24 protein-coding genes are annotated in these 23,922 nt (G+C 71.5%); 9 read left to right on the top strand and 15 right to left on the bottom strand.

Annotated features, from left to right (window positions below; genetic code table 11):
• Positions 1-2 precede the first annotated feature (2 nt).
• The 8 genes from nuoH to KO717_RS15475 are packed head-to-tail and all read right to left on the bottom strand — an operon-like array spanning position 3 to position 8,977.
• Positions 3-1,358, bottom strand: coding sequence for an NADH-quinone oxidoreductase subunit NuoH (gene nuoH / locus KO717_RS15440; protein WP_301368014.1), 1,356 nt, complete (start codon positions 1,356-1,358; stop codon positions 3-5).
• Positions 1,355-3,859: an NADH-quinone oxidoreductase subunit G gene (locus KO717_RS15445; protein WP_301368015.1), complete on the bottom strand. Its 2,505-nt coding sequence runs from the start codon at positions 3,857-3,859 to the stop codon at positions 1,355-1,357. The genes nuoH and KO717_RS15445 overlap by 4 nt, the downstream gene beginning before the upstream one ends.
• Positions 3,856-5,241, bottom strand: a complete 1,386-nt coding sequence (gene nuoF, locus KO717_RS15450) for an NADH-quinone oxidoreductase subunit NuoF (RefSeq protein ID WP_301368016.1) — start codon at positions 5,239-5,241, stop codon at positions 3,856-3,858. The genes KO717_RS15445 and nuoF overlap by 4 nt, the downstream gene beginning before the upstream one ends.
• Positions 5,241-5,996: an NADH-quinone oxidoreductase subunit NuoE gene (gene nuoE, locus KO717_RS15455; RefSeq protein ID WP_301368017.1), complete on the bottom strand. Its 756-nt coding sequence runs from the start codon at positions 5,994-5,996 to the stop codon at positions 5,241-5,243. Before nuoE ends, nuoF begins: the two co-directional genes overlap by 1 nt.
• The gene (locus tag KO717_RS15460; RefSeq protein ID WP_301368018.1) at positions 5,993-7,333 is read right to left on the bottom strand and encodes an NADH-quinone oxidoreductase subunit D; all 1,341 of its coding nucleotides are present in this window, start codon (positions 7,331-7,333) and stop codon (positions 5,993-5,995) included. Before KO717_RS15460 ends, nuoE begins: the two co-directional genes overlap by 4 nt.
• Positions 7,333-8,052 (bottom strand): NADH-quinone oxidoreductase subunit C, encoded by a 720-nt coding sequence (locus KO717_RS15465; protein WP_301368019.1) that lies wholly within the window; start codon positions 8,050-8,052, stop codon positions 7,333-7,335. Before KO717_RS15465 ends, KO717_RS15460 begins: the two co-directional genes overlap by 1 nt.
• Positions 8,049-8,603, bottom strand: a complete 555-nt coding sequence (locus tag KO717_RS15470) for a NuoB/complex I 20 kDa subunit family protein (RefSeq protein WP_030162005.1) — start codon at positions 8,601-8,603, stop codon at positions 8,049-8,051. Before KO717_RS15470 ends, KO717_RS15465 begins: the two co-directional genes overlap by 4 nt.
• Before the next feature lie 14 nt (positions 8,604-8,617).
• Complete coding sequence (locus tag KO717_RS15475) at positions 8,618-8,977, bottom strand: NADH-quinone oxidoreductase subunit A (protein WP_030010013.1); 360 nt, start codon at positions 8,975-8,977, stop codon at positions 8,618-8,620.
• A gap of 855 nt (positions 8,978-9,832) precedes the next feature.
• Here KO717_RS15475 and KO717_RS15480 point away from each other — a divergent pair.
• Positions 9,833-10,675, top strand: coding sequence for a C40 family peptidase (locus KO717_RS15480; protein ID WP_301368020.1), 843 nt, complete (start codon positions 9,833-9,835; stop codon positions 10,673-10,675).
• A 135-nt stretch (positions 10,676-10,810) separates the two neighbouring features.
• On the opposite strand, the gene KO717_RS15485 is transcribed toward KO717_RS15480, so the two are convergent.
• Positions 10,811-11,785, bottom strand: a complete 975-nt coding sequence (locus tag KO717_RS15485; protein ID WP_301368021.1) for a hypothetical protein — start codon at positions 11,783-11,785, stop codon at positions 10,811-10,813.
• Between the two features lie 29 nt (positions 11,786-11,814).
• Positions 11,815-12,225, bottom strand: a complete 411-nt coding sequence (locus KO717_RS15490; protein WP_301368022.1) for a hypothetical protein — start codon at positions 12,223-12,225, stop codon at positions 11,815-11,817.
• 334 nt (positions 12,226-12,559) lie between these two features.
• Between KO717_RS15490 and KO717_RS15495 the strand changes: the two genes are divergently transcribed.
• The 5 genes from KO717_RS15495 to KO717_RS15515 all read left to right on the top strand — a co-directional run bounded on the left by KO717_RS15495 (position 12,560) and on the right by KO717_RS15515 (position 16,840).
• The gene (locus tag KO717_RS15495; protein ID WP_301368023.1) at positions 12,560-12,934 is read left to right on the top strand and encodes a hypothetical protein; all 375 of its coding nucleotides are present in this window, start codon (positions 12,560-12,562) and stop codon (positions 12,932-12,934) included.
• Entirely contained in the window at positions 12,931-14,481 is a 1,551-nt protein-coding gene (locus KO717_RS15500; protein ID WP_301368024.1) for a peptidoglycan-binding domain-containing protein, read from the top strand. The genes KO717_RS15495 and KO717_RS15500 overlap by 4 nt, the downstream gene beginning before the upstream one ends.
• Before the next feature lie 113 nt (positions 14,482-14,594).
• Positions 14,595-15,254: an ABC transporter ATP-binding protein gene (locus tag KO717_RS15505; RefSeq protein ID WP_301374542.1), complete on the top strand. Its 660-nt coding sequence runs from the start codon at positions 14,595-14,597 to the stop codon at positions 15,252-15,254.
• A complete protein-coding gene (locus KO717_RS15510; protein ID WP_301368025.1) occupies positions 15,251-16,471 on the top strand; it encodes an ABC transporter permease in 1,221 nt (406 codons plus the stop codon). The genes KO717_RS15505 and KO717_RS15510 overlap by 4 nt, the downstream gene beginning before the upstream one ends.
• 57 nt (positions 16,472-16,528) lie before the next feature.
• Positions 16,529-16,840: a hypothetical protein gene (locus KO717_RS15515; protein WP_301368026.1), complete on the top strand. Its 312-nt coding sequence runs from the start codon at positions 16,529-16,531 to the stop codon at positions 16,838-16,840.
• 9 nt (positions 16,841-16,849) lie between these two features.
• Here the strand turns inward: KO717_RS15515 and KO717_RS15520 are convergent, their stop codons facing one another.
• Positions 16,850-18,133, bottom strand: a complete 1,284-nt coding sequence (locus tag KO717_RS15520; RefSeq protein ID WP_030722345.1) for a geranylgeranyl reductase family protein — start codon at positions 18,131-18,133, stop codon at positions 16,850-16,852.
• A 97-nt stretch (positions 18,134-18,230) separates the two neighbouring features.
• Between KO717_RS15520 and KO717_RS15525 the strand changes: the two genes are divergently transcribed.
• Positions 18,231-18,758, top strand: coding sequence for a GNAT family N-acetyltransferase (locus tag KO717_RS15525; RefSeq protein WP_301368027.1), 528 nt, complete (start codon positions 18,231-18,233; stop codon positions 18,756-18,758).
• A 52-nt stretch (positions 18,759-18,810) separates the two neighbouring features.
• Here KO717_RS15525 and KO717_RS15530 read toward each other — a convergent pair whose 3' ends face one another.
• Both KO717_RS15530 and KO717_RS15535 read right to left on the bottom strand, forming a co-directional pair.
• Entirely contained in the window at positions 18,811-19,707 is an 897-nt protein-coding gene (locus KO717_RS15530) for a glutaminase (RefSeq protein ID WP_437184639.1), read from the bottom strand.
• Between the two features lie 38 nt (positions 19,708-19,745).
• Positions 19,746-20,438: a demethylmenaquinone methyltransferase gene (locus KO717_RS15535; RefSeq protein ID WP_301368029.1), complete on the bottom strand. Its 693-nt coding sequence runs from the start codon at positions 20,436-20,438 to the stop codon at positions 19,746-19,748.
• Between the two features lie 266 nt (positions 20,439-20,704).
• Between KO717_RS15535 and KO717_RS15540 the strand changes: the two genes are divergently transcribed.
• The gene (locus tag KO717_RS15540; protein WP_301368030.1) at positions 20,705-21,607 is read left to right on the top strand and encodes a DUF3152 domain-containing protein; all 903 of its coding nucleotides are present in this window, start codon (positions 20,705-20,707) and stop codon (positions 21,605-21,607) included.
• A gap of 50 nt (positions 21,608-21,657) precedes the next feature.
• On the top strand, positions 21,658-22,050 hold the full coding sequence (locus KO717_RS15545) for a response regulator transcription factor (protein ID WP_301368031.1): 393 nt from the start codon (positions 21,658-21,660) through the stop codon (positions 22,048-22,050).
• Here KO717_RS15545 and KO717_RS15550 read toward each other — a convergent pair.
• Together KO717_RS15550 and mqnC are read right to left on the bottom strand one after the other, a co-directional pair.
• The gene (locus tag KO717_RS15550; protein WP_301368032.1) at positions 22,016-22,660 is read right to left on the bottom strand and encodes an imidazolonepropionase-like domain-containing protein; all 645 of its coding nucleotides are present in this window, start codon (positions 22,658-22,660) and stop codon (positions 22,016-22,018) included. The genes KO717_RS15545 and KO717_RS15550 overlap by 35 nt on opposite strands.
• 16 nt (positions 22,661-22,676) lie before the next feature.
• Positions 22,677-23,876 carry a cyclic dehypoxanthinyl futalosine synthase gene (mqnC, locus tag KO717_RS15555; RefSeq protein WP_033224154.1) on the bottom strand — a complete coding sequence of 400 codons (1,200 nt, stop codon included), beginning with the start codon at positions 23,874-23,876 and terminating at the stop codon, positions 22,677-22,679.
• Positions 23,877-23,922 lie beyond the last annotated feature (46 nt).

Genomic DNA, 23,922 nt, shown 5'->3' on the forward strand with positions numbered 1-23,922 from the left:
TCTCAAGCCTCCTCTCGGTCACTGTCAGTATTCGTCCCGCCACTGACAATCAGCTCCCGCTCGGTGCGGGAGCGCCTGCGCGGTACGGGCGCCAGGTGCTGGCCGGGCTTCGGCGGTACGGGGAATCCGCCCGCCAGCGGGTCGAAGGGCTCGGCGTCGTGCACCGCCTCGGCGGCCGCCGTCTTCTTCTCCTTCTTGTCGCGGAAGACGTCCGCGACGAAGGAGAGCAGCAGGATCGCCACGACGGCGCCGCCGACGTAGAGGACGATCTCGCTGAAGTCGTACGCCTCGTTGCGCAGCGCCCGGACGGTGGCCACCAGCATCAGCCAGACCACCGAGACGGGGATCAGGACCTTCCAGCCGAGCTTCATCAGCTGGTCGTAGCGCACGCGGGGCAGCGTGCCGCGCAGCCAGATGAAGAAGAACAGCAGCAGCTGCACCTTGAGGACGAACCAGAGCATCGGCCACCAGCCGTGGTTCGCACCCTCCCAGAAGGAGCTGATCGGGTACGGGGCCCGCCAGCCGCCCAGGAAGAGGGTGACCGAGACCGCCGAGACGGTGACCATGTTGACGTACTCGGCCAGCATGAACAGCGCGAACTTGATGGACGAGTACTCGGTGTTGAAGCCGCCGACCAGGTCGCCCTCGGACTCCGGCATGTCGAAGGGGGCGCGGTTCGTCTCGCCGACCATCGTGACGACGTAGATGATGAAGGACACCGGCAGCAGGACGATGAACCAGCGGTCCGCCTGGGCCGCGACGATCGCCGAGGTCGACATCGACCCGGAGTAGAGGAAGACCGAGGCGAAGGCCGCGCCCATCGCGATCTCGTAGGAGATCATCTGCGCGCAGGAGCGCAGGCCGCCGAGGAGCGGGTAGGTCGAGCCGGAGGACCAGCCCGCCAGCACGATGCCGTAGATGCCGACCGAGGCCACCGCGAGGATGTAGAGCATCGCGATGGGCAGGTCGGTCAGCTGCATCGTCGTGCGCTGGCCGAAGATGGAGACCTCGTCGCCGGGCGGCCCGAAGGGGATCACCGCGATGGCCATGAAGGCCGGGATCGCCGCGATGATCGGGGCCAGGACGTAGATGACCTTGTCGGCACGCTTGACGATCAGGTCTTCCTTGAGCATCAGCTTCACGCCGTCGGCGAGCGACTGGAGCATGCCCCAGGGGCCGTGCCGGTTCGGGCCGATGCGCAGCTGCATCCAGGCGACGACCTTGCGCTCCCACACGATGGAGAACAGCACCGTCACCATCAGGAAGGCGAAGCAGAACACCGCCTTGACGACGACGAGCCACCAGACGTCCTTGCCGAACAGGGACAGGTCCTCGGCAGCGAGTTGAACGGTGTTCACGCGCCCACCTCCGCAGTGGTGTCGCCTGCGCCGGCCGGGGTCGCCGGGCCGATGCGTACGAGGGTGCCCGGGCGGGCGCCGGCGTCGGCGAGGACGCCGGAGCCGGTGGAGTTCAGCGGGAGCCAGACCACGCGGTCGGGCATCTCGGTGATCCGGAGCGGGAGTTCCACGGAGCCGGCCGGGCCGGTGACCGCGAGGACGTCGCCGTCCTTGACGCCGGTCTCGGCGGCCGTGGCGGCCGACAGCCGGGCGCTCGCCTCGTGCCGGGTGCCGGCCAGGGCGTCGTCGCCCTCCTGCAGCCGGCCGAGGTCCAGGAGGAGCCGGTGGCCCGCGAGGACCGCCTCGCCGGCGCCCGGGCGGGGCAGCACCGCCGTGTCGGCGCTCTGCGCGGTGGCCCGCTCCCCGGCCCACGGGCCGAGCCGGTCGATCTCCCGCCGTACGGCGTGTACGTCGGGCAGTGCGATCGGCCGGTCGGCGGCGTCGGCCAGCATGTGCAGCACGCGGGCGTCGGCCGGGGCGAGCCGGCGGGTCATCTGGTCGGGCTTGAGCGCGGCCTCGAACGGCCTGACCCGGCCCTCCCAGTTGATGAACGCGCCCGTCTTCTCGGCCACCGCGGCGACCGGGAGGACCACGTCCGCGTGGTCGGTGACCTCGCTGGGCCGCAGCTCCAGGGAGACCACGAAGGCCTCCTGGAGGGCGGTCCGCGCGCGGGCCGGGTCCGGCAGGTCGGCGACCTCGACGCCCGCGATCAGCAGGGCCGAGAGCTCCCTGGTCGCCGCGGCCTCGACGATCTGGCCGGTGTCACGGCCGTAGCGGTGCGGGAGTTCGTCCAGGCCCCAGGCGGTGGCGACCTCGTCACGGGCCCGCGGGTCGGTGGCGGGGCGGCCGCCCGGCAGCAGGGACGGCAGCGCGCCCGCCTCGACGGCGGCCCGCTCACCGGCCCGGCGCGGGATCCACACCAGGGTGGCCCCGGTGACCCCGGCGGCCCGTACGGCGGCGGTCAGCGCGCCCGGCACCCCGGCAAGGCGCTCCCCGACGAGGATGACCGCGCCGGGCAGCCGCAGCGCCTCGGCGGCTTCGGCGCCGCCGGTCTCCAGGCCCGTCCGGGAGGCCAGCGCGTCGAGCCACTCGGGCTCGGTGCCGGGGGCGGCGGCCAGCAGGGTGCCGCCGGCCTTCTCCAGGCCACGGGTGGCGAAGGGGGCGACGGAGAAGGTCCGCTGCTTCCGCTTGCGGTGGGCCTTGCGCAGCCGCAGGAAGACGCCGGGGGCCTCCTCCTCCGCCTCGATGCCGACGAGCAGCACGGCCGGGGCCGCCTCCAGGGCGGTGTACGAGAGCCACCGCCCGCCGAGGTCGACCCCGTACCCGGCGACCTCCGAGGCCAGGAACTCGGCCTCCTCCGCGCTGTGCACGCGGGCCCGGAAGTCGATGTCGTTGGTGTCGAGCACCACCCGCGCGAACTTGGCGTACGCGTAGGCGTCCTCGACGGTGAGCCGGCCGCCGGTCAGCACCCCGGCCCGGCCGCGCGCGGCGGCCAGTCCGTTCGCCGCGGCCTCCAGGGCCTCGGGCCAGCTCGCCGGCTCCAGGACCCCGGCGGCGCTGCGCACCAGCGGGGTGGTCAGCCGGTCCGGGCGCTGCGCGTAGCGGAACCCGAAGCGGCCCTTGTCGCAGATCCACTCCTCGTTGACCTCGGGGTCCTCGGCGGCGAGGCGGCGCAGCACCTTGCCGCGGCGGTGGTCGGTGCGGGTCGCGCAGCCGCCCGCGCAGTGCTCGCACACGCTCGGGGAGGAGACGAGGTCGAACGGGCGGGAGCGGAACCGGTAGGCGGCCGAGGTGAGGGCGCCGACCGGGCAGATCTGGATGGTGTTGCCGGAGAAGTACGACTCGAAGGGGTCGCCCTCGCCGGTGCCGACCTGCTGGAGCGCCCCGCGTTCCAGCAGCTCGATCATCGGGTCGCCGGCGATCTCGTTGGAGAAGCGGGTGCAGCGCGCGCACAGCACGCACCGTTCGCGGTCCAGCAGCACCTGGGTGGAGATCGGGACCGGCTTCTCGTAGGTGCGCTTCTTGCCCTCGAACCGCGATTCGGCGTTGCCGTGGGACATCGCCTGGTTCTGCAGCGGGCACTCGCCGCCCTTGTCGCAGACCGGGCAGTCCAGCGGGTGGTTGATGAGCAGCAGCTCCATCACCCCGCGCTGGGACTTGTCGGCGACCTCGGAGGTCAGCTGGGTCTTGACGACCATGCCGTCGGTGCAGGTGATGGTGCAGGAGGCCATCGGCTTGCGCTGGCCCTCGACCTCGACGATGCACTGGCGGCAGGCGCCGGCCGGGGAGAGGAGGGGGTGGTCGCAGAACCGGGGGATCTCGATGCCGAGCTGCTCGGCGGCCCGGATGACGAGGGTGCCCTTGGGTACGGACAGTTCGACCCCGTCGATGGTCAGCGAGACGGTGTTCTCCGGTGGAACCGCCGCTCCGCCCCCGGAGGCCGCTGGAGTGGTGACGGTCATGCGTTCACCTCCGTGTCGGCCCAGAGGGTCGACTTCCTGGGGTCGAAGGGGCAGCCCTTGCCCGTGATGTGCTGCTCGTACTCCTCGCGGAAGTACTTGAGCGAGGAGAAGATCGGGCTGGCCGCGCCGTCGCCGAGCGCGCAGAAGGACTTGCCGTTGATGTTGTCGGCGATGTCGTTCAGCTTGTCGAGGTCGGACATGACGCCCCGGCCGGCCTCGATGTCGCGGAGCAGCTGGACCAGCCAGTACGTGCCTTCGCGGCACGGTGTGCACTTGCCGCAGGACTCGTGGGCGTAGAACTCGGTCCACCGGGTCACGGCCCGCACCACGCAGGTCGTCTCGTCGAAGCACTGCAGTGCCTTGGTGCCGAGCATCGAGCCGGCGGCGCCGACGCCCTCGTAGTCGAGCGGGACGTCGAGGTGCTCGTCGGTGAACATCGGGGTGGAGGAGCCGCCCGGGGTCCAGAACTTCAGCCGGTGCCCGGGGCGCATGCCGCCGCTCATGTCGAGGAGCTGGCGCAGGGTGATGCCGAGCGGGGCCTCGTACTGGCCGGGGCCGACGACGTGCCCGGAGAGCGAGTACAGCGTGAAGCCGGGGGACTTCTCGGTCCCCATCGACTTGAACCAGTCCTTGCCCTTGTTCAGGATCGCGGGAACCGAGGCGATCGACTCCACGTTGTTGACGACAGTGGGGCACGCGTAGAGCCCCTCGACCGCGGGGAAGGGGGGACGCAGCCGGGGCTGGCCGCGCCGGCCTTCGAGGGAGTCGAGCAGCGCCGTCTCCTCGCCGCAGATGTACGCGCCCGCGCCCGCGTGCACCGTGATGTCGAGGTTGCGCCCGGTGCCGTCGATGTCCTTGCCGAGGTATCCGGCCGCGTACGCCTCGCGCACGGCCTCGTGCAGGCGCCGCAGTACGGGCACCGTCTCCCCGCGCAGATAGATGAAGGCGTGCTCCGAGCGGATCGCGTAGCAGGCGATGATCATTCCCTCGATGAGGGAGTGCGGGTTGGCGAAGAGGAGGGGGATGTCCTTGCAGGTTCCCGGCTCCGACTCGTCCGCGTTCACGACGAGATAGTGCGGCTTTCCGTCGCCCTGCGGGATGAACTGCCACTTCATCCCGGTGGGGAAGCCCGCGCCGCCGCGTCCGCGCAGGCCCGAGTCCTTCACGTAGGCGATGAGGTCGTCCGGGGTCATCGCGAGCGCCTTGCGCAGGCCCTCGTACCCTTCGTGCCGCCGGTAGGTCTCCAGCGTCCACGACCGCGGCTCGTCCCAGAAGGAGGACAGCACGGGGGCGAGGAGCTTCTCCGGGCTGGTCCCTCCGCCGGTCTCCGGGTGGGAGGTGCCCCCATTGCCCCCGTTGCTCAGTTCGGAAGACACCGACATCACTCCCCTCCCTCGGTGGTGGTCTCGCCGCGCGGGTGGACGATCGGGGTGCGGGCGGACTCGCCGCGCGCGATACGCAGCCCGATCAGGGAGGCGGGGCCGGCGCCGCCGGTCGCCTCGACCGCGCCCTCGCGCTCGTCCGGGAAGCCGGCCAGGATCCGGGCGGTCTCCTTGTACGTGCACAGCGGCGCGCCCCGGGTCGGCGAGACCTCGCGGCCGGCCAGCAGGTCGTCGACCATGGCCTTGGCGGACTGGGGGGTCTGGTTGTCGAAGAACTCCCAGTTGACCATCACCACGGGGGCGTAGTCGCAGGCCGCGTTGCACTCGATGTGTTCGAGGGTGACCTTGCCGTCGGGGGTGGTCTCGTTGTTGCCGACCCCGAGGTGCTCCTTGAGTTCCTCGAAGATGGCGTCGCCGCCCATCACCGCGCACAGGGTGTTCGTGCAGACGCCGACCTGGTAGTCGCCGGAGGGCCGCCGCCGGTACATCGTGTAGAAGGTCGCCACGGCGGTGACCTCGGCGGTGGTCAGGCCCAGTACCTCGGCGCAGAAGCGGATGCCGGTGCGCGAGACGTAGCCCTCGACGGACTGGGTCAGGTGCAGCAGCGGCAGCAGCGCGGAGCGGCTGTCGGGGTAGCGGGCGATGACTTCCTTGGCGTCGGCTTCGAGGCGCTCGCGTACCTCCGCCGGAAAGTCGGGGGCCGGCAGCTGGGGCATGCCCAGCGAGACCCCTTGGTTCGAAGGACTGGCGGTCATCGGTCGACGCCTCCCATCACGGGGTCGATGGAGGCGACGGCGACGATGACGTCGGCGACCTGGCCGCCCTCGCACATCGCGGCCATGGCCTGCAGGTTGGTGAAGGACGGGTCGCGGAAGTGGACCCGGTAGGGGCGGGTGCCGCCGTCGGAGACGACGTGCACGCCGAGCTCGCCCTTGGGCGACTCGACGGCCGCGTACGCCTGGCCGGCCGGTACCCGGAAGCCCTCGGTCACCAGCTTGAAGTGGTGGATGAGGGCCTCCATGGAGGTGCCCATGATGTTCCGAATGTGGTCGAGGGAGTTGCCGAGGCCGTCCGGGCCCATCGCGAGCTGCGCGGGCCAGGCGATCTTCTTGTCGGCGACCATCACCGGTCCCGGCTCCAGGCGCTCCAGGCACTGCTCGACGATCCGCAGCGACTGGCGCATCTCCTCCAGGCGGATCAGGAACCGCCCGTAGGAATCGCAGCTCTCGGTGGTCGGCACGTCGAACTCGTAGTTCTCGTATCCGCAGTACGGGTCCGACTTGCGCAGGTCGTGCGGCAGGCCGGCGGAGCGCAGGATCGGGCCGGTGGCGCCGAGCGCCATGCAGCCGGTGAGGTCGAGGTAGCCGACGTCCTGCATGCGGGCCTTGAAGATGGGGTTGCCGGTGGCGAGCTTGTCGTACTCCGGCAGGTTCTTCTTCATGGTCTTGACGAACTCGCGGAGCTGGTCGACGGCGCCCGGGGGCAGGTCCTGGGCGAGGCCGCCGGGACGGACGAACGCGTGGTTCATGCGCAGTCCGGTGATCAGCTCGAAGATGTCGAGGATCAGCTCGCGGTCGCGGAAGCCGTAGATCATGATCGTGGTCGCGCCCAGCTCCATGCCGCCGGTGGCGATGCACACCAGGTGGGAGGAGAGCCGGTTGAGTTCCATCAGCAGGACGCGGATGACGGTGGCGCGGTCCGGGATCTGATCGGTGATGCCGAGGAGCCTCTCGACGCCGAGGCAGTACGCCGTCTCGTTGAAGAACGGCGTCAGGTAGTCCATGCGCGTCACGAAGGTGGTGCCCTGCGTCCAGTTCCGGAATTCGAGGTTCTTCTCGATGCCGGTGTGCAGGTAGCCGATGCCGCAGCGGGCCTCGGTGACCGTCTCGCCGTCGATCTCCAGGATCAGGCGCAGCACTCCGTGGGTGGACGGGTGCTGCGGACCCATGTTGACGACGATCCGCTCGTCGTCGGCCTTGGCGGCGGACTGGACGATCTCGTCCCAGTCGCCGCCGGTGACGGTGTAGACGGTGCCTTCGGTGGTCTCGCGCGCGGAGGCGTGATCGGCGGAGGCATTGTTTGACGTGGACATCAGCTGTACGACCTCCGCTGGTCGGGAGCCGGGATCTGGGCGCCCTTGTACTCGACGGGGATGCCGCCGAGCGGGTAGTCCTTGCGCTGCGGGAAGCCCTGCCAGTCGTCCGGCATCATGATCCGGGTGAGGGCCGGGTGCCCGTCGAAGATCAGGCCGAAGAAGTCGTACGTCTCGCGCTCGTGCCAGTCGTTGGTCGGGTAGACGGCGACGAGCGAGGGGACGTGCGGGTCGCTGTCCGGTACGGACACCTCCAGCCGCAGGATCCGGCCGTGCGTGAGCGAGCGCAGGTGGTAGACGGCGTGCAGCTCGCGGCCCTTGTCCCCGGGGAAGTGCACGCCGGAGACGCCGGTGCAGAGCTCGAAGCGCAGGGCCGGGTCGTCACGCAGGGTGCGTGCGACCCGCACAAGGTGTTCGCGGGCGATGTGGAAGGTGAGCTCGCCCCGGTCGACCACCGTCTTCTCGATGGCGTTCCCGGGGACGAGGTCCTGCTCCTCCAGGGCGCCTTCGAGCTCGTCGGCCACCTCGTCGAAGTAGGAGCCGTACGGTCGGCTCGTCGCGCCGGGCAGGGCCACGGTCCGCACCAGGCCGCCGTAGCCGCTGGTGTCCCCGCCGCCCGCGGCACCGAACATGCCCTTGCGGACGCCGATGACCTCGGGGCCCTGGTCACGCGGCGCAGGGACGTTGCTGCCGTTCTCCGGCTCTTGGGTCTCGCTCACCGGAGCAGCCCCTTCATCTCGATCGTGGGGAGGGCCTTGAGGGCCGCCTCCTCCGCCTCACGGGCCGCTTCTTCCCGGTTCACGCCGAGCTTTCCGCCCTGGATCTTCTGGTGGAGCTTGAGGATCGCGTCCATCAGCATCTCGGGGCGCGGCGGGCAGCCGGGCAGATAGATGTCCACCGGGACGATGTGGTCGACGCCCTGGACGATCGCGTAGTTGTTGAACATTCCGCCTGAAGATGCACAAACCCCCATGGAGATGACCCATTTGGGAGCGGGCATCTGGTCGTACACCTGCCGCAGCACCGGCGCCATCTTCTGACTGACCCGCCCGGCCACGATCATCAGATCGGCCTGGCGCGGGGAGCCGCGGAAGACCTCCATGCCGAAGCGGGCCAGGTCGTACCGGCCCGCTCCGGTGGTCATCATCTCGATGGCGCAGCAGGCCAGACCGAAGGTCGCCGGGAAGACGGACGACTTGCGCACCCATCCCGCGGCCTGTTCGACGGTGGTCAGCAGAAAGCCGCTCGGCAGCTTCTCTTCCAGTCCCATGGAAATTCAGCCCCTCAGTCCCATTCCAGGCCGCCGCGGCGCCACACGTAGGCGTAGGCGACGAAGACGGTGAGCACGAAGAGCAGCATCTCGACGAGCCCGAAGATCCCCAGGGAGTCGAAGGTGACGGCCCAGGGGTAGAGGAAGACAACCTCGATGTCGAAGACGATGAAGAGCATCGCCGTCAGGTAGTACTTGATGGGGAAGCGGCCACCGCCGGCCGGCATCGGCGTCGGCTCGATGCCGCACTCGTAGGCTTCAAGCTTTGCCCGGTTGTACCGTTTTGGGCCGATCAGCGTGGCCATGACCACGGAGAAGATCGCAAACCCTGCGCCGAGGGCGCCGAGCACGAGGATGGGCGCGTACGCATTCACGCTCCTCGCTCCTTCCAGTCGTCCTTGACCGTTGGACCGCCGCCGCGTGCGCCGCCTCGCGAAGATCACGCTTTCGATCAAGCGCTTGCATGTGAGGCAGTTCACAAGCCGGACTGGTGCGCATCTTATGCCTGCTCGTCTGTGATCTGCGACACGGGTTGCAACACCGAGTTTGTGATCTCCACCACCTGACGAACGATCATGAAGTCCGATGAGTGGTGATCTTCATACGCGAAGCATCCGCATGGTCACCAAAGGTGACATCCGAGCCCGTTACCGCAGGTAGAAGGCGGGTCGCCCTATCAAACGATGCTCGGTGCAGGCAAATTGGCACGAGGGGTGGCGGGATGATAAGGGGATCGGCGTCCCCCGGGCGGGGGAGCCCATGTGTACGGAGGTGGACGCGGGGCAGATGCGGGGGTGGACGGAGGGCGGGCAGGGGGGACCCCGAGGGGCGCGGGACCGCCCGAGGGGCACATCGCCACCCGCACCGCCGGCGGCACCGGGGGCCGCGCGAGCGCGTGCATCCGTTCACGAACCTCTCGGCACGTTCACAGGAAGGTCACGGGAGGGGCACAGCGTCCGCATGGCGTGACGTTGCTGTGACCTGCGCCACTCTGAATCGAGCCTTCCGAAAGAGGGCTTGGCCATCTGTGCGGAGTGATGGTAGGTCAAGGATCAATTCGGACTTAATTCCGAAACCCCATGATCACAGCCTTGTGAGGGCCTGTCCGATTCGCCCGTTACGGCGTCAATAAGAAGCTGAGCGCGCCCGGTTCGCGCCTTTCTCGCGCAACTGTGGCGCAAGCCACGTTTCTTGAAGGGAACCCGGGCACCCTGATAGCGGTTGTCCTCATGTCCCACACCGCTCACATACCCAGCCACCGGAAGCCCCGCCGAAGCGCCTCGAAGCTCGCGGTCCGCGCCGGAGTTGCCGGTGGCGTCCTCAGCACCCTGGCCATGGCCGGCACCGCGAGCGCGTCCCCGTCCGCAGAGCCCGTGGCCGAGACGACGCTCGAAATGCCGGTCCTCAACCTGGACCTGGGCGCCGACGTCTCCTCCGCCGTCACCGTGGCCGCGGAGAACACCCGTCTCGCCGCCGTCGAAGGCGAACTGACCGCCCAGGAGGAGAGCGCCCGCACCGGCGCCGCCGCCGAGGCGAAGCAGGCCAAGGAAGAGGCCCAGAAGAAGGCCGACGCCGAGAAGGCCGAGAAGACGGCGAAGGAAGAAGCCGTCCGCAAGGCCGAGGCCGAGCGCTCCAGCCGCAGCTCCGGCTCCGAGCGCACGACGCTCAAGAGCACCGCCGCCCCGCAGGGCACGGGCACCGTCTCCGCCCCGGCCACCGGCTCCGCCGCGGCCATCGTCAACTTCGCCCGCGCGCAGGTCGGCAAGGCGTACGTGATGGGCGGCACCGGCCCGTCCTCCTTCGACTGCTCCGGTCTCGTCCAGGCCGCGTACCGCCAGGCCGGCATCAGCCTGCCGCGCATGTCCCAGGCGCAGTCCTCGGCCGGCACCTCGGTGTCGCTGAGCGCCCTGCAGCCGGGCGACATCCTGTACTGGGGCTCCAAGGGCAGCGCGTACCACGTCGCCATCTACGTCGGCGGCGGCAAGTTCGTCGGCGCGCAGAACCCCAGCACGGGCATCGTCGAGCGCAACCTCAGCTACGACAAGCCGACGGGCGCCGTCCGCGTCCTCTGAGCACCGCTCGGTCCACGGCGCCAGGCACGGCCGAGGCACGCCCTATGGGCCGGTACTCCCCCGCTCGGGGGTGGAGTACCGGCCCTGGGGCCGTTCTTGGCGTCTGCCGGGCCCTCAGGGCCCCCTGCGCCCTTCTCAGGCCAGCGAGGCCGCCAGCTTGAAGCGGGCCTCCCGCTGCTTCTTGTAGAGCGCGAGCGTCTCGGCGTGCTCCTCGACGAGCCGCTCCTGGTAGGCCTTCTCGACCGCGCCCCAGATGCCGACGAGGTTCACCTCGCGCTTGCACGCGACATCGGCCTTGGCCGCCGTCACGGCCTTCGGACCGCCCAAGGCGTCCTGCAGACCGAGCTTCTCCACGACGTCGTACGGCGATCCGATCCCCGCGTATCCCGACTTGTCCATGCATGACGACCACTTCTTGAGGGCGTCGACGACCCGGGAGTCCTGCCGGGAGCGGTCGTGCGCCTCCGAGGCCAGCCCGAACGTGAACAGCAGGTCCACGCTGTCCTTGGTCGGGGCGTACAGCTTGCGGTACCCCTCGCGCCCGCACCCGCCGGCCGGCACCTTCTGCCCGGCCGCCGTCAGGCCGCTGTCCACCAGCGCGGCCTCCTCCTCGGTGTTCGCGTCGGGAGCCTTGCCGCCCTGCGCCCCGGGCTGCTCGCCGTTCATCACGACGTACGCGCTGTCGCTCAGCGGCGGCGCAGCGGGCTTCGCCCGGCTGCCCTCCCCTGCGGACTTGTCGTACCCGTGGGCCGCCGCGTACGCCGGATCGGCGAGGCCGAAGAGGTACTCGTGCCGGTCCTCGGCCCCGGCGGCGGGGGCCTCGGCCGAGCGCACGCCCTCGTAGGTGAACCCGTAGCGGGCCATGCACCGGGAGACCAGGGCCTGCTGGACCTGGCCCATCCGGATCCGTTCGGCCTCGGTGTCCGTGTACGCGTCCATCGGGAGGGACAGCGTGGCCGTCGCCGGGTTCACCTCGACGGGACCGAGCTCCGGTTCACCGCCCCCGGAGCCGCCGGTCCCGGCACAGCCGGCCAGGAGGGCGGCCGCCAGCAGGACGGCGGCCGGGGCGGCGGCCTGGGCGGCGGACCGGCGGCGCCGGGAGGTGTTCATCGCGCGGAACTCCTTCTGCCGGATCCGGATTACGGGTGGAGGGTGTACTTGGCCGAGCTGATCTTGTTCTTGAAGTTGGCCGAGGCGTTGCCCGCGTAGTTCGACGGGATCTCTCCGACGTTGCCGCCCAGGTCCTTGTCGGTGCCGACCTTCCAGGCGTAGACGTCCCGGTTCCGGTAGGACTCGGTGGTGTCGTTGATCCAGCTCCCGCTGGCCGAGCAGGAGCCCTGGTACTTGTCGTCGCTGAAGTTCAGGTCATTCGTCACCAGGTCGAAGACACAACCGGACTGGTTCTGCCAGTAGAAAAGTCCGAACTCCTGGTTCTCCAGATTTCCGTCGCGCCCCCAGGCGCCCGCCGGACCCGCGGTTCCCAGCAGAATGGCACCGGCGGAAACCGCGGCGACGCAGCCGGCGGTCAGCTTGCGCATTGCGTAGTCCATCACGCTTACCTCACTCTTCGGGTGAAAATCGGAGTGTTCGATGCGGGCCGGGGTCGAGCATTTCGGCCCGGCGGGGATTCAACATCGAACTCCGCGCCGATTCAAGCTTCTTCTCAGCTGATGGACAGTCATTTCTGTTGTCCGACAGGTAACTTGTCGCCACCGGCCCCAGGTATCTACTATCTGGCGCGCGCCCTCCCCCACCCGTGAAACGGATGCGCATAATCCACTCCGACCGCCGCAAGGGAAGCCCGTCGTGCACGCGAGATATGTGACCCCGCTCCTTCTTCTGTGCATTTCCCTGACGGGATGCGGTGGCGGCGACAGAGAACCTGTGGCGAGCGACAGTCCGCCTCCGACCGCGGAGGAAATCGCGTACTACGACTGCCTGAAGAAGCAGGGCGTGGCGATCGTTTATACGGACTACGGCGCTCCGCGCGAGGACAAGTCGAAGCCCTGGAACGACGAGGCGCACAAGACCTGCGCACCGGTGCTGCCGCCCCCGGCGAAGCCCCAGCCGGCCGACCCCGCCCGCATCGCCGCCGCGCAGAAGGAGTCCGCCTGCCTGCGGGCCGAGGGCATCTCCTGGTACCCGGACCCGGACCCGGTCACCGCCCAGATCGACGATCGCAAGGGCACTCCCGAACAGTGGAGCTCGCTCAAGCGCGACCACCTCGACGCGTTGAAGAAGTGCCGGCCGGAGAGATGAGCGAAGCGGAGCAGGTCGTGGAGCACACCGAGGCCCCGGCGGCGGCCGCCGACGACGACCGCGGCGGACTCGCGCGCGGGCGGCGCGTGGTGCTCGCGGTCGTCGGCGGGGCCGCGCTGATGGCGGTCGGCGGACTGCTGGCGACCACGCTGGTGAAGTCCCCCGCGCAGGTGGCCGCGGAGACCGGACCGCCCGCGCAGGGGGTCCTGACCGCGGACGTCGAGCGGCGGGTGCTCGCGCAGACCGTGGTCATGCGCGGGACGGTGGTCGCCGACCAGAGCGTCGCCGTGTCCCCGCAGGGGGTGCGCTCCGGCGAGGGGACGGGCGCGGCCCTGGTGACCAAACTGCCGCTGAAGGCCGGGGACCCGGTCACGGCGGGGCAGCTGATCGCCGAGGTGTCCGGGCGGCCGGTGTTCACCCTGCACGGCGCGCAGCCGATGTACCGCGACCTGAGGCCCGGGGCCACCGGCGACGACGTCGCGCAGCTGCAGCAGGCGCTGCGCGAGCTCGGGCACGGCACCGGCGGCGACGCGAAGGGCGTCTTCGGGGCCGGTACGAAGGCCGCGCTCGCCGCCCGCTACCGGGCCATCGGGTACGAACCGCTGCCCGCGGTCGCCGACGGGGGCGCGGCCCTGAAGTCGGCGCGGGAGGCCGTACGGTCCGCGACGTGGGCCGTGGAGGACGCGAGCGGCCCGACCGGCCCGGTGGGCGCGCCCGCGGAGGGCGGCTCCGGCAAGGGCGGGGCCACGCCGGGCCCCGGCGCGACAGCGAGCCCCGGCCCGGGCTCCGGCTCCGGCTCCGGCCGGGAGCTCGCGCGGGCGCGGCAGGCCCTCGGAGAGGCCCGGGCCGCGCTCGCGGCCGCCGAGGCCGCCGACGGGCCGATGCTGCCCACCGCCGAGGCCGTGTTCCTGGGTTCCTTCCCGGCCCGCGTCAGCTCCGTCGGAGCCCGCGCCGGCTCCCCCGTGGCCGGGCCGGTGCTCACGCTCTCCGGCGGGGAGCTCGTCGTCGAGGCCTACCTCAAGGACGACAAGAGGCAGCTGCTGCGTGCCGGGATGACCGTGGTGATCTCCTCGGAGCTCTCCGGCACCGATGTCCGCGGCAAGGTGGCGGTCGTCGCCACCGAGCGGTCCGCCGCGCAGCCCGCCGGACCGCAACCGCAGCAGGACCCCGGCCAGAACCCCAAGGGCGGCGGGGGCGGCGGCCCGGTCGGCGCCGGCGCCGACCTCGGCCACCGGATGGTGGTCACCGCCGACCAGCCGCTGCCCGCGGGCTTCGCCGGGCAGGACGTCCGGCTGACCATCGAGTCCGCCGCCACCGACGGCGAGGCGCTCGTCGTCCCGGTCACCGCCGTCTCGGCGGGCGCGGACGGACGTACGGTCGTCACCGCCGTGTCCGCCGACGGCACCCAGCGGCGCATCGAGGTGCGGGCAGGCACCAGCGGCGACGGCTTCGTGGCCGTCACCCCGGCCCGGGCGGGCGCCCTCGCGGCCGGGACCAAGGTGGTGATCGGGGTCGCACCCCGCGAGACCCGGGGGAAAACCAAGTGAGGCTCCTGTCCCGGCAGTCCAGGCAGCCCCGGCAGTCCTGGCAGCCGCGCCGGTTCCGGCCGTCCCCGCAGTCCTCCGGCGGCACGGGCGGCGAGTGCGGCGGCGAAAGCCCCGTGATCGAACTCCGCGGGGCCGGCCTCACCTACCCCGGGCCGCCGCCCGTCGCGGCCCTGCACCCCTGCGACCTGACCGTCCGGCGCGGCGAGTTCATCACCGTCGTCGGCCCCTCCGGCTCCGGGAAGTCCACCTTCCTCAACGTCGCCGGGCTGCTCGACTCCCCCACCAGCGGCCGCTACCTGCTCGACGGGATCGACACCGCCGCGCTCCCCGACCGGGAGCGCACCGCTCTGCGCGGCCGCCGGATCGGTTTCGTCTTCCAGTCCTTCCACCTCCTCCCCCACCGGTCCGCCCTGGAGAACGTCACCCTCGCCATGCTCTACACACAGGTCCCGCGCGCCCAGCGCCTCGTACGGGCCCGCGAGGCCCTCGACCAGGTCGGTCTCGGGCACCGGGCCGGCGCCGTGCCCGGCCGGCTGTCGGGCGGCGAGCGCCAGCGCGTGGCGATCGCCCGCGCCCTGGTCGGGCGCCCCTCGCTCCTGCTGTGCGACGAGCCGAGCGGCAATCTCGACTCCGTGAACGCCGCGTCCGTCCTCGGACTGCTGGACGAACTGCACGGAGCCGGGATGACCGTTCTCGTCATCACGCACGACCCCGAAGTGGCCCGGCGCGGCACCCGGACCGTCACCATCCGCGACGGGCGGCTGGATCCTTGAGCGCCGTCGCCCCCACCCGGCTGTCCGTGCGCGACGCGCTGGCCGAGGCCGTCGCCGGGATGCTGCGCCGCCCCGGGCGGGCCGTGCTCACCGCCCTCGGCACCGTCCTCGGCGTGGGCAGCTTCGTGGCCGTCCTCGGCCTCACCGCCACCATCTCCTCTCAGATCGACGCCCGGTTCAACGTCCTGACCGCCACCGAGGTCAGCATCGAGGACGTCGCCGCCCGGCAGAACGAGTTCGCCGGGACCGGCTTCCCCGCCGACGCCGAGCAGCGGCTGCGCGCCGTCGCGGGCATCGAGCACGCCGGGGTGATGTGGACGGTGCGGCTCGACCCGCGCACCGCCGTCGGCCCCCTGCCGTCCGGCGCCGGCGACCCGGCCACCGGCGCGGCCGTCGTCGCCGCCTCCCCCGGCGCCGTCGCCGCCCTCGTACCGACCCTCCAGGAGGGCCGGATCTACGACGACTTCGCCGAGCGCGGCCACGAGCGCGTCGTCGTCATCGGCAGCGGCCTCGCCGCCCGCCTGGGCATCACCACCCTGGCCACCCGGCCCGCCCTCTACATCGGGCAGGAGCCGTTCACCGTGGCGGGCATCGTCGCGGACCTCCGGCGCCGGCCCGAACACCTGATGTCGGTGCTCGTCCCGCGCACCACCGCCGAGCAGCTCTGGGGGCCGCCCTCGCCCGGCGGCGCGACCATGCTGATCTCCACCGAGCTCGGCGCCGCCCGCCAGGTCGCCGACCTCGCCCCGCTCGCGCTGCGGCCCGACCACCCCGAGTACCTCAAGGCCGTCCCACCGCCCGACCCGCGGATGCTGCGCTCCGGTGTCACCGCCGACCTGAGCGCGCTCTTCCTGCTGCTCGCCGGGATCTGCCTGGTCATCGGCGCGGTCGGGATCGCCAACACCACCCTGGTCGCCGTACTGGAGCGGACCGGGGAGATCGGGCTGCGCCGGGCGCTCGGCGCCCGGGGCCGGCACATCTCGGCCCAGTTCCTCACCGAGTCCGCGGCCCTGGGGGCTCTCGGCGGCCTGGTCGGGACCTCGCTGGGCGAGCTGACGGTGGTCGCCGTCGCCCTCGCCCGTGACTGGACCCCGGTGATCCATCCGGCCACCGTCGCCGCGGCTCCGCTCGCCGGCCTGGTCACCGGGCTGCTCGCCGGGCTCTATCCCGCCTGGCGGGCGGCCCGTGTGGAACCGGCCGAGGCCCTGCGAAGATAGCGGGAGCGCGCCCGGCCGTCAGGGCCGCCCCGACCCGCCCCTGGAGGTGGCGGTCCCGTGAACCTGAAGCCGTACGCATCCCACGGCGCCGGCGACCCCGGCGCGGTCCCGGCCGCGCTCGGGCTCGGCCTGCTCGCGGTGGGCGGCTGGCTGCTGACCACCGCCCGCCCCTGGCAGAAGCCCGGCCACCCGCTCGTACTGGGCCTCGGCTGGACCGCGTCGGGGGCACTGCTGGTGTGCGGGCTGGTCCTGCTGGCCAGGTGCGTCCGTACCGTCCACGGCCGCCCGGACCCGGGAGCGGCCCTGGACGCGGCCCCGGACACGGCCGTGCCCGCACCCACCGAAGCGGGCACGGGCACGGACGACTGACGCGGCGGCTCAGGCCTTCGGGGCCACCTTCGAGAGGCCGTTGATGATGCGGTCCATCGCGTCGCCGCCCGTCGGGTCGGTCAGGTTGGCGAGCATCTTCAGGGTGAACCGCATCAGCACCGGGTGGGTCAGACCGCGCTGGGCGGCGATCTTCATGACCTTCGGGTTGCCGATCAGCTTCACGAAGGCGCGGCCCAGGGTGTAGTAGCCGCCGTAGGTCTCCTTGAGCACCTTCGGGTAGTTGTGCAGCGCCAGCTCGCGCTGGGCCGGGGTGGCCCTGGCCTGGGCCTGCACGATGACGTCGGCCGCGATCTGGCCCGACTCCATGGCGTACGCGATGCCCTCGCCGTTGAACGGGTTGACGAGCCCGCCCGCGTCGCCGACCAGCAGCAGGCCCTTGGTGTAGTGCGGCTGCCGGTTGAAGGCCATCGGCAGGGCCGCGCCGCGGATCGGCTGCGTCATGTTCTCGGGGGTGTAGCCCCAGTCCTCCGGCATGGAGGCGCACCAGGCCTTGAGGACCTCGCGCCAGTCCAGCTCCTTGAAGGCGGAGGAGGAGTTGAGGATGCCGAGGCCGACGTTGGAGGTGCCGTCGCCCATGCCGAAGATCCAGCCGTAGCCGGGCAGCAGCCGGTCCTGCGCGCCGCGCCGGTCCCACAGCTCCAGCCAGGACTCCAGGTAGTCGTCGTCGTGCCGCGGCGAGGTGAAGTACGTCCGCACGGCCACGCCCATCGGGCGGTCCTCGCGCCGGTGCAGCCCCATCGCCAGGGACAGGCGGGAGGAGTTGCCGTCGGCCGCGACGACCAGCGGGGCGTGGAAGGTGACCGGGGTCTTCTCCTCGCCGAGCTTCGCGTGCACGCCGGTGATGTGGCCGGTGCGCGCGTCGCGCACGGGCTCGCCGACGGTGCAGCGCTCGTACAGCCGGGCGCCGGCCTTCTGCGCCTGGCGGGCCAGGGTCTCGTCGAAGTCGTCACGCTTGCGGACGAGTCCGTAGTCCGGATAGGAGGCGAGTTCCGGCCAGTCCAGCTGGAGCCGCTGCCCGCCGCCGATGATCCGCAGGCCCTTGTTCCGCAGCCAGCCGGCCTCTTCGGAGATGTCGATGCCCATGGCCACCAGCTGCTTGGTGGCGCGCGGGGTCAGGCCGTCGCCGCAGACCTTCTCGCGCGGGAACGCCGTCTTCTCCAGCAGCAGGACGTCCAATCCGGCCTTGGCGAGGTAGTAGGCGGTGGTCGAGCCGGCGGGCCCGGCCCCGACGACGATCACGTCCGCGGAGTGTTCGGAGAGGAGCTCGGTCACTGCGGGATCTCCCGAAGGCTCGATATAGGGTGCCAGGCGGCACCGGACATGTGCAGTCTATGCAGCGAGAGAGATCGCGATCCGAAGGGTGCCTCCGATGACCACCTCGCCGACCCGGCCGCTTCCCGCCGTACAGCTCCGCGTGCCCACCGACGAGGACGCGCGCGCCTGGCACGCGGCCTTCGCCGACCCCGACGTCATGGAGTTCCTGGGGGGTCCCGCGGAGCTGTCCGCGTACGAGGAGATCACCGCGCGCCAGCGCATGCACGACGCCCAGCTGGGTTACTGCCTGTGGACCCTGGTGGACGCGCAGGGTGCGGTGATCGGCTTCACCGGCGCCCAGCCGTGGCCCCGGGAGAAGGAGTGGGGCCCGGTCGGCGAGATCGAGATCGGCTGGCGGCTGGGCCGCTCCGCGTGGGGCCAGGGGTACGCGTACGCCGCCGCGCTCGCCACACTGGAGCGGGTCCGCGCGGCGGGTGTCCCGCACGTCGTGGCGATGATCGACGCCCGGAACGCGCGTTCGGTGGCGGTGGCGGAGCGTCTGGGCATGACCCTGGCGGATGAGTTCACCACGCCGGCCGGCAACCCGGCCCGTCGTTACGTCCTGTCCCTGCGGGACGAGTGAGCGGGCTGCGACCCGGACCCCGCGCGCGGAGCGGCGTGTCCGGGCGCGCGCGTCAGAAGACGGAGAGGCCCGTCAGGGTCGTGAAGCGGTCGAGGGCGGCCACGCCCGCCACCGAGTTGCCCCGGGCGTCCAGGCCCGGGCTCCACACCGCGAGGGTGCACTGCCCCGGGACGACGGCGACGATGCCGCCGCCCACCCCGCTCTTGCCGGGCAGCCCGACGCGGTAGGCGAACTCGCCCGCCGCGTCGTACGTCCCGCAGGTCAGCATCACCGCGTTGATCTGCTTGGCCTCGCTGCGCGTCAGCAGCCGTGTACCGTCCGCGCGGAGCCCGTGCCGGGCCAGGAAGCGCCCGGCACGGGCCAGGTCGGCGCAGCTCATCTCGATGGAGCACTGCCAGAAGTAGTGCTCCAGCAGCGCGGGTACCGGGTTGTCGATGTTCCCGTACGAGGCCATGAAGTGGGCGACGGCCGCGTTGCGGTCGCCGTGCTCCTGCTCGGAGGCCGCGACCTCGGCGTCGAAGCCGATGTCCGGGTTCTGGCTCTCCAGCCGCAGGAACTCCAGCAGCTCGCTGCTGGCGTCACCCGTCAGGGTCTGGAGCCGGTCGGTGACCACGAGGGCGCCCGCATTGATGAACGGATTGCGCGGAATGCCGTTTTCGTATTCCAGTTGGACGAGCGAGTTGAACGGGTTGCCGGAGGGCTCCCGGCCGACCCGCTCCCACAGGCTGTCGCCGCCCTCCGCCAGGGCCAGGGCGAGGGCGAAGACCTTGGTGATGGACTGGGCGGAGAAGGGGACCCGCCAGTCCCCCACCCCGAAGACGTTGCCGTCGAGGTCGGCGATGGCCATCCCGAACTGCCGCCGGTCCACGCAGGCCAGCGCCGGGATGTACTCGGCCGGAGTGCCGCTGCCGATCAGCGGGGCGATGTCGGCGGCGATCCGCTCCAGCAGGGGCCCGTAGTCCGTGGGCGCGACGTCTGGCACGGCGGTCAGTCCTTGATGCCCCGGTGCAGCGCGACGATGCCGCCGCTGAGGTTGCGCCAGGCGACCTTGGACCAGCCGGCCTTCTGCAGCAGGGCCGCCAGCGCGGGCTGGTCGGGCCATTCGCGGATGGACTCGGCGAGGTACACGTACGGGTCGGGGTCGGACACCACCGTGCGGGCCACCGGCGGCAGCGCCCGCATCAGGTACTCCATGTAGACCGTGCGGAACGGCGCCCAGGTGGGCTGCGAGAACTCGCAGATGACGACCTGCCCGCCGGGCTTCGTCACCCGGTACAGCTCGCGCAGGGCGGCGTCGGTGTCCTGGACGTTGCGCAGCCCGAAGGAGATGGTCACGGTGTCGAAGACGTCGTCCTTGAACGGCAGCTTCGTCGCGTCACCGGCGGTCAGCGGCAGCCAGGAGTGCCTCTTCTTGCCCTCCATGAGCATGCCCAGGGAGAAGTCGCAGGGGACGACGTACGCCCCGGTGGCGGCGAAGGGCAGCGAGGAGGTGGCGGTTCCGGCGGCCAGGTCCAGGACCACGTGCCCGGGGCGCGCGCCGACCGCCTTGGCGACCTCCTTGCGCCACAGCCGGGCCTGACCCAGCGAGATGACGTCGTTGGTGAGGTCGTATTTCGCCGCGATGCCGTCGAACATGGAGGCGACTTCGTGCGGCTGCTTGTCCAGGGAAGCCCTTGTCACTGGCGTTCGCCCCTCGGTGTGCGATGCGGATCGGCGGGTACGCACCCATCCTCTCAGGCCGCGCCCCCCGCGAGCCGCGGGGGCTCCGACACCCCCGCCCGCCATACCCATCGGACAGGTGTCGGAAACTGTTCCGAAGGACAGTTACGCCACGCCCCGGCGGACACGTTGACTGACACGGTGCGGCCCGGTGAGGGTCACCCACTGGATCGGTGACCGAATCGTGGCCGGTCCGGCAGTGGCCGCCGCGAACAGGAAGCTTCACGATGCCGGCAGGCCATTCCAGCGGTCGCTCCCGCCGCAGCAGCCCGCGCGCCCAGCGCCGGGCCGAGCGGCGCAAGCGGCTGCGGCGCACGATCCTCCTCGGCTCGGCGGCCCTCGCCGTGGTCTCGGCGACCGCGTACACACTGCTGCCCCAGGACGACGACGCGAAGGCCGCCGCGGGCCGGGCCACGGCCAAGCCCGACCCGACGGCCGGGGAATCCGGCGACGGCTCCGCGAACCCGGTCCCGCAGGGCGGCCAGGAGTCCCCCTCCCCGCAGCCGTCCACCCCGCCCCCGGCGTCTCCCCCGGCCTCGCCCACGCCGTCGGCCGGCTCCGCGACACCCACCCAGCCGGGCGCCTTCAAGGCCTCCGCCACCGCCGGCAAGGCGCAGGGCAAGGGGCCCGCGCGGCGCTGGCGGATCGAGGTCGAGGAGGGCAGCGGGGTCGACCCGGAGTCGGCCGCCCGCTCGGTCGAGGCGATCCTCGGGGACCGGCGCGGCTGGACCCAGGACCCGAAGTACGGCTTCCAGCTCGTCGGGGCGGGCCAGCCGGTCGATTTCACCATCAAGATCGCCACGCCCAAGACCACCGACCGCCTGTGCGAGGTGGTCACGCCCGAGCTCATCGGCGAGACCAACTGCAGCACGGGGCACACCGTCGTGGTCAACCTCAAGCGCTGGCAGGAGGGTTCGCCGCAGTTCAACGGCACACCCGAGGAGTACCGGGCCCTGATCATCAACCACGAGGTCGGGCACGAGCTCGGCCGCGGGCACGAGGGCTGTCCGGGCGCCGGCCAGCTCGCTCCGGCGATGATGCAGCAGATCAAGGGACTGCAGGGCTGCAAGTCCAACGCCTGGCCGTACGACTCCGATGGAACCTACCTGTCCGGTCCACACGTCCTATAGGTGGGGAGAGCCGGCCACAGGACGGACCGGCCGGGGGGCAAGGAGAAAACGTGCGCGTCGTCAGCTTCAGCGTCCCGGCGTGGTTCCCCTCGTACGAGGAGCCGGGCGCGCAGGAGCAGGCGCCGTGCGAGGACGTGCCCGCCGGCTCCGCGCCCGACGGGGACCGGCCCGCCGACACCCAGCTGACCGAGCAGGAATCGGCGGTGTTCCTGTGCCTGGCCACCGGCGCCTCCAACCGGGAACTCGCCGCCGAGCTCCAACTCTCCGTCAGCACCGTCAAGTTCCACGTGGTCAACATACGGGCCAAACTGGGCGGCATCAGCCGCCTGCAGGCCTGCCTGCTGGCCGCCCTCGCCCGGGAGGACACCCGGCGCGCCGAGGACACCGCCCGCGGCGGGGAGAACGGGCTCAGCGGCGGCGGTGCAGCAGCCGCCCGCCGATGACCGTGGCCACGCACGTGGTCGCACCCTGCTCCAGCAACTCGGCCTCGTCCGCCACCGCGAAGACCGCGAAGCGCGCCGGAACCCCCGCCTCCAGGATCCCGAGGAAGGCCTCCGCAGCAGCGCCCCGCCCGGCGAGGGGATCCAGCGCGGGCAGCCCTTCGTAGGCGGCGGGCGGCAGGATCGTGAGCCCGGACCGGGACACCGCCGTGCGCACCGCCGGGATCGTGAAGCGGCCGCAGACCGCCACCACCCCACGGGCCAGCAGCCGCTGCGTACCGCGCCGGGCGCTGTGGCCCCACCGCGGCTCGGTCATCTTCAGCGCCTCCAGCGCGGCCGCCCCCCGGATCGGGTCGGCGCCGAGCTCGGTGACCTCGTACGGGTCGTCCGGGTAGTACGTGCGCTCCAGCAGCTCGTCCGCCCCGCGCACCACCAGCCCCGGGGTGATCGCCCCGGGCCAGCGGCGGGTCCGGGCGTGCGGGTGGGCCGCGGCGACCTCCTCGTACGGCCCCACGCGGGCGATCCGGTCGCCGTCGACGAGGACCGCGCCGCCGGACAGCGGCGCGGATCCCGGCCCGGGGACCAGGAGTTCGGCGGTGTGCAGCGTCAGCATCGGTCGGCGGGCGTCGTCAGTTCGTGGAGATGAGCTTCAGCTCGGGGTGCGCCGTTCCGCCTTCGATGGCGGTGGAGGAGATGTGCGAGACCACGCGCTCGTCGACCGGGTCGTTCGCCGGGTCGTCGTGCACGAGCAGGTGCTCGTAGGTCGTCGCGCGCTGCGCCGGGGTGCGGCCCGCCTTGCGGATCAGGTCGATGATCTCCTGGCGGTTGGAACGGTGCTTGGCACCGGCCGAGGAGACGACATTCTCCTCCAGCATGATCGACCCGAGGTCGTCGGCGCCGTAGTGCAGCGAGAGCTGGCCCGCCTCCTTGCCGACGGTCAGCCAGGAGCCCTGGATGTGGGCGATGTTGTCGAGGAACAGCCGCGCGATCGCGATCATGCGCAGGTACTCGAAGATCGTCGCCTGGGTCCGGCCCTTGAGGCGGTTGTTCTCGGGCTGGTAGGTGTACGGGATGAAGGCGCGGAAGCCGCCCGTACGGTCCTGCGTGTCCCGGATCATCGCGATGTGCTCGATGCGCTCGGCGTTGGTCTCGCCGGTGCCCATCAGCATGGTGGAGGTGGACTCCACGCCCAGCTTGTGGGCGATCTCCATGATCTCCAGCCAGCGCTCGCCGGACTCCTTGAGCGGCGCGATCGCCGTGCGCGGCCGCTCCGGCAGGAGCTCGGCACCGGCGCCCGCGAAGGAGTCGAGGCCGGCCGCGTGGATGCGCTGGATGGCCTCCTCCGCCGAGACGCCCGAGATGCGGGCCATGTGCTCGACCTCGGACGCGCCGAGGGAGTGGATGACCAGCTGCGGGAAGTCCTTCTTGATGGCGGAGAAGTGGTGCTCGTAGTACTCGACGCCGTAGTCCGGGTGGTGCCCGCCCTGGAACATGATCTGGGTGCCGCCGAGCTCGACGGTCTCCGCGCAGCGGCGCAGGATGTCGTCGAGGTCGCGGGACCAGCCCTTCTTCGCGTCCTTGGGGGCCGCGTAGAAGGCGCAGAACTTGCACGCCGTGACGCACACGTTGGTGTAGTTGATGTTCCGCTCGATGATGTACGTCGCGATGTGCTCGGTACCGGCGTAACGGCGGCGGCGCACGGCATCGGCCGCCTGGCCCAGCGCGTGCAGCGGCGCGTGGCGGTAGAGGTCGAGCGCCTCTTCCTTGGTGATCCGGCCCCCCGCGGCGGCGCGGTCGAGGACAGACTGGAGAACGGCCTGGTCGGTCACCGGTGAGTCACCTTTCGGCGGTGTGTCTGTGTCAAGGTCCGGACCG

The sequence above is a fragment of the Streptomyces xanthophaeus genome (assembly GCF_030440515.1).
Classification (GTDB): Bacteria; Actinomycetota; Actinomycetes; order Streptomycetales; family Streptomycetaceae; genus Streptomyces; species Streptomyces kutzneri.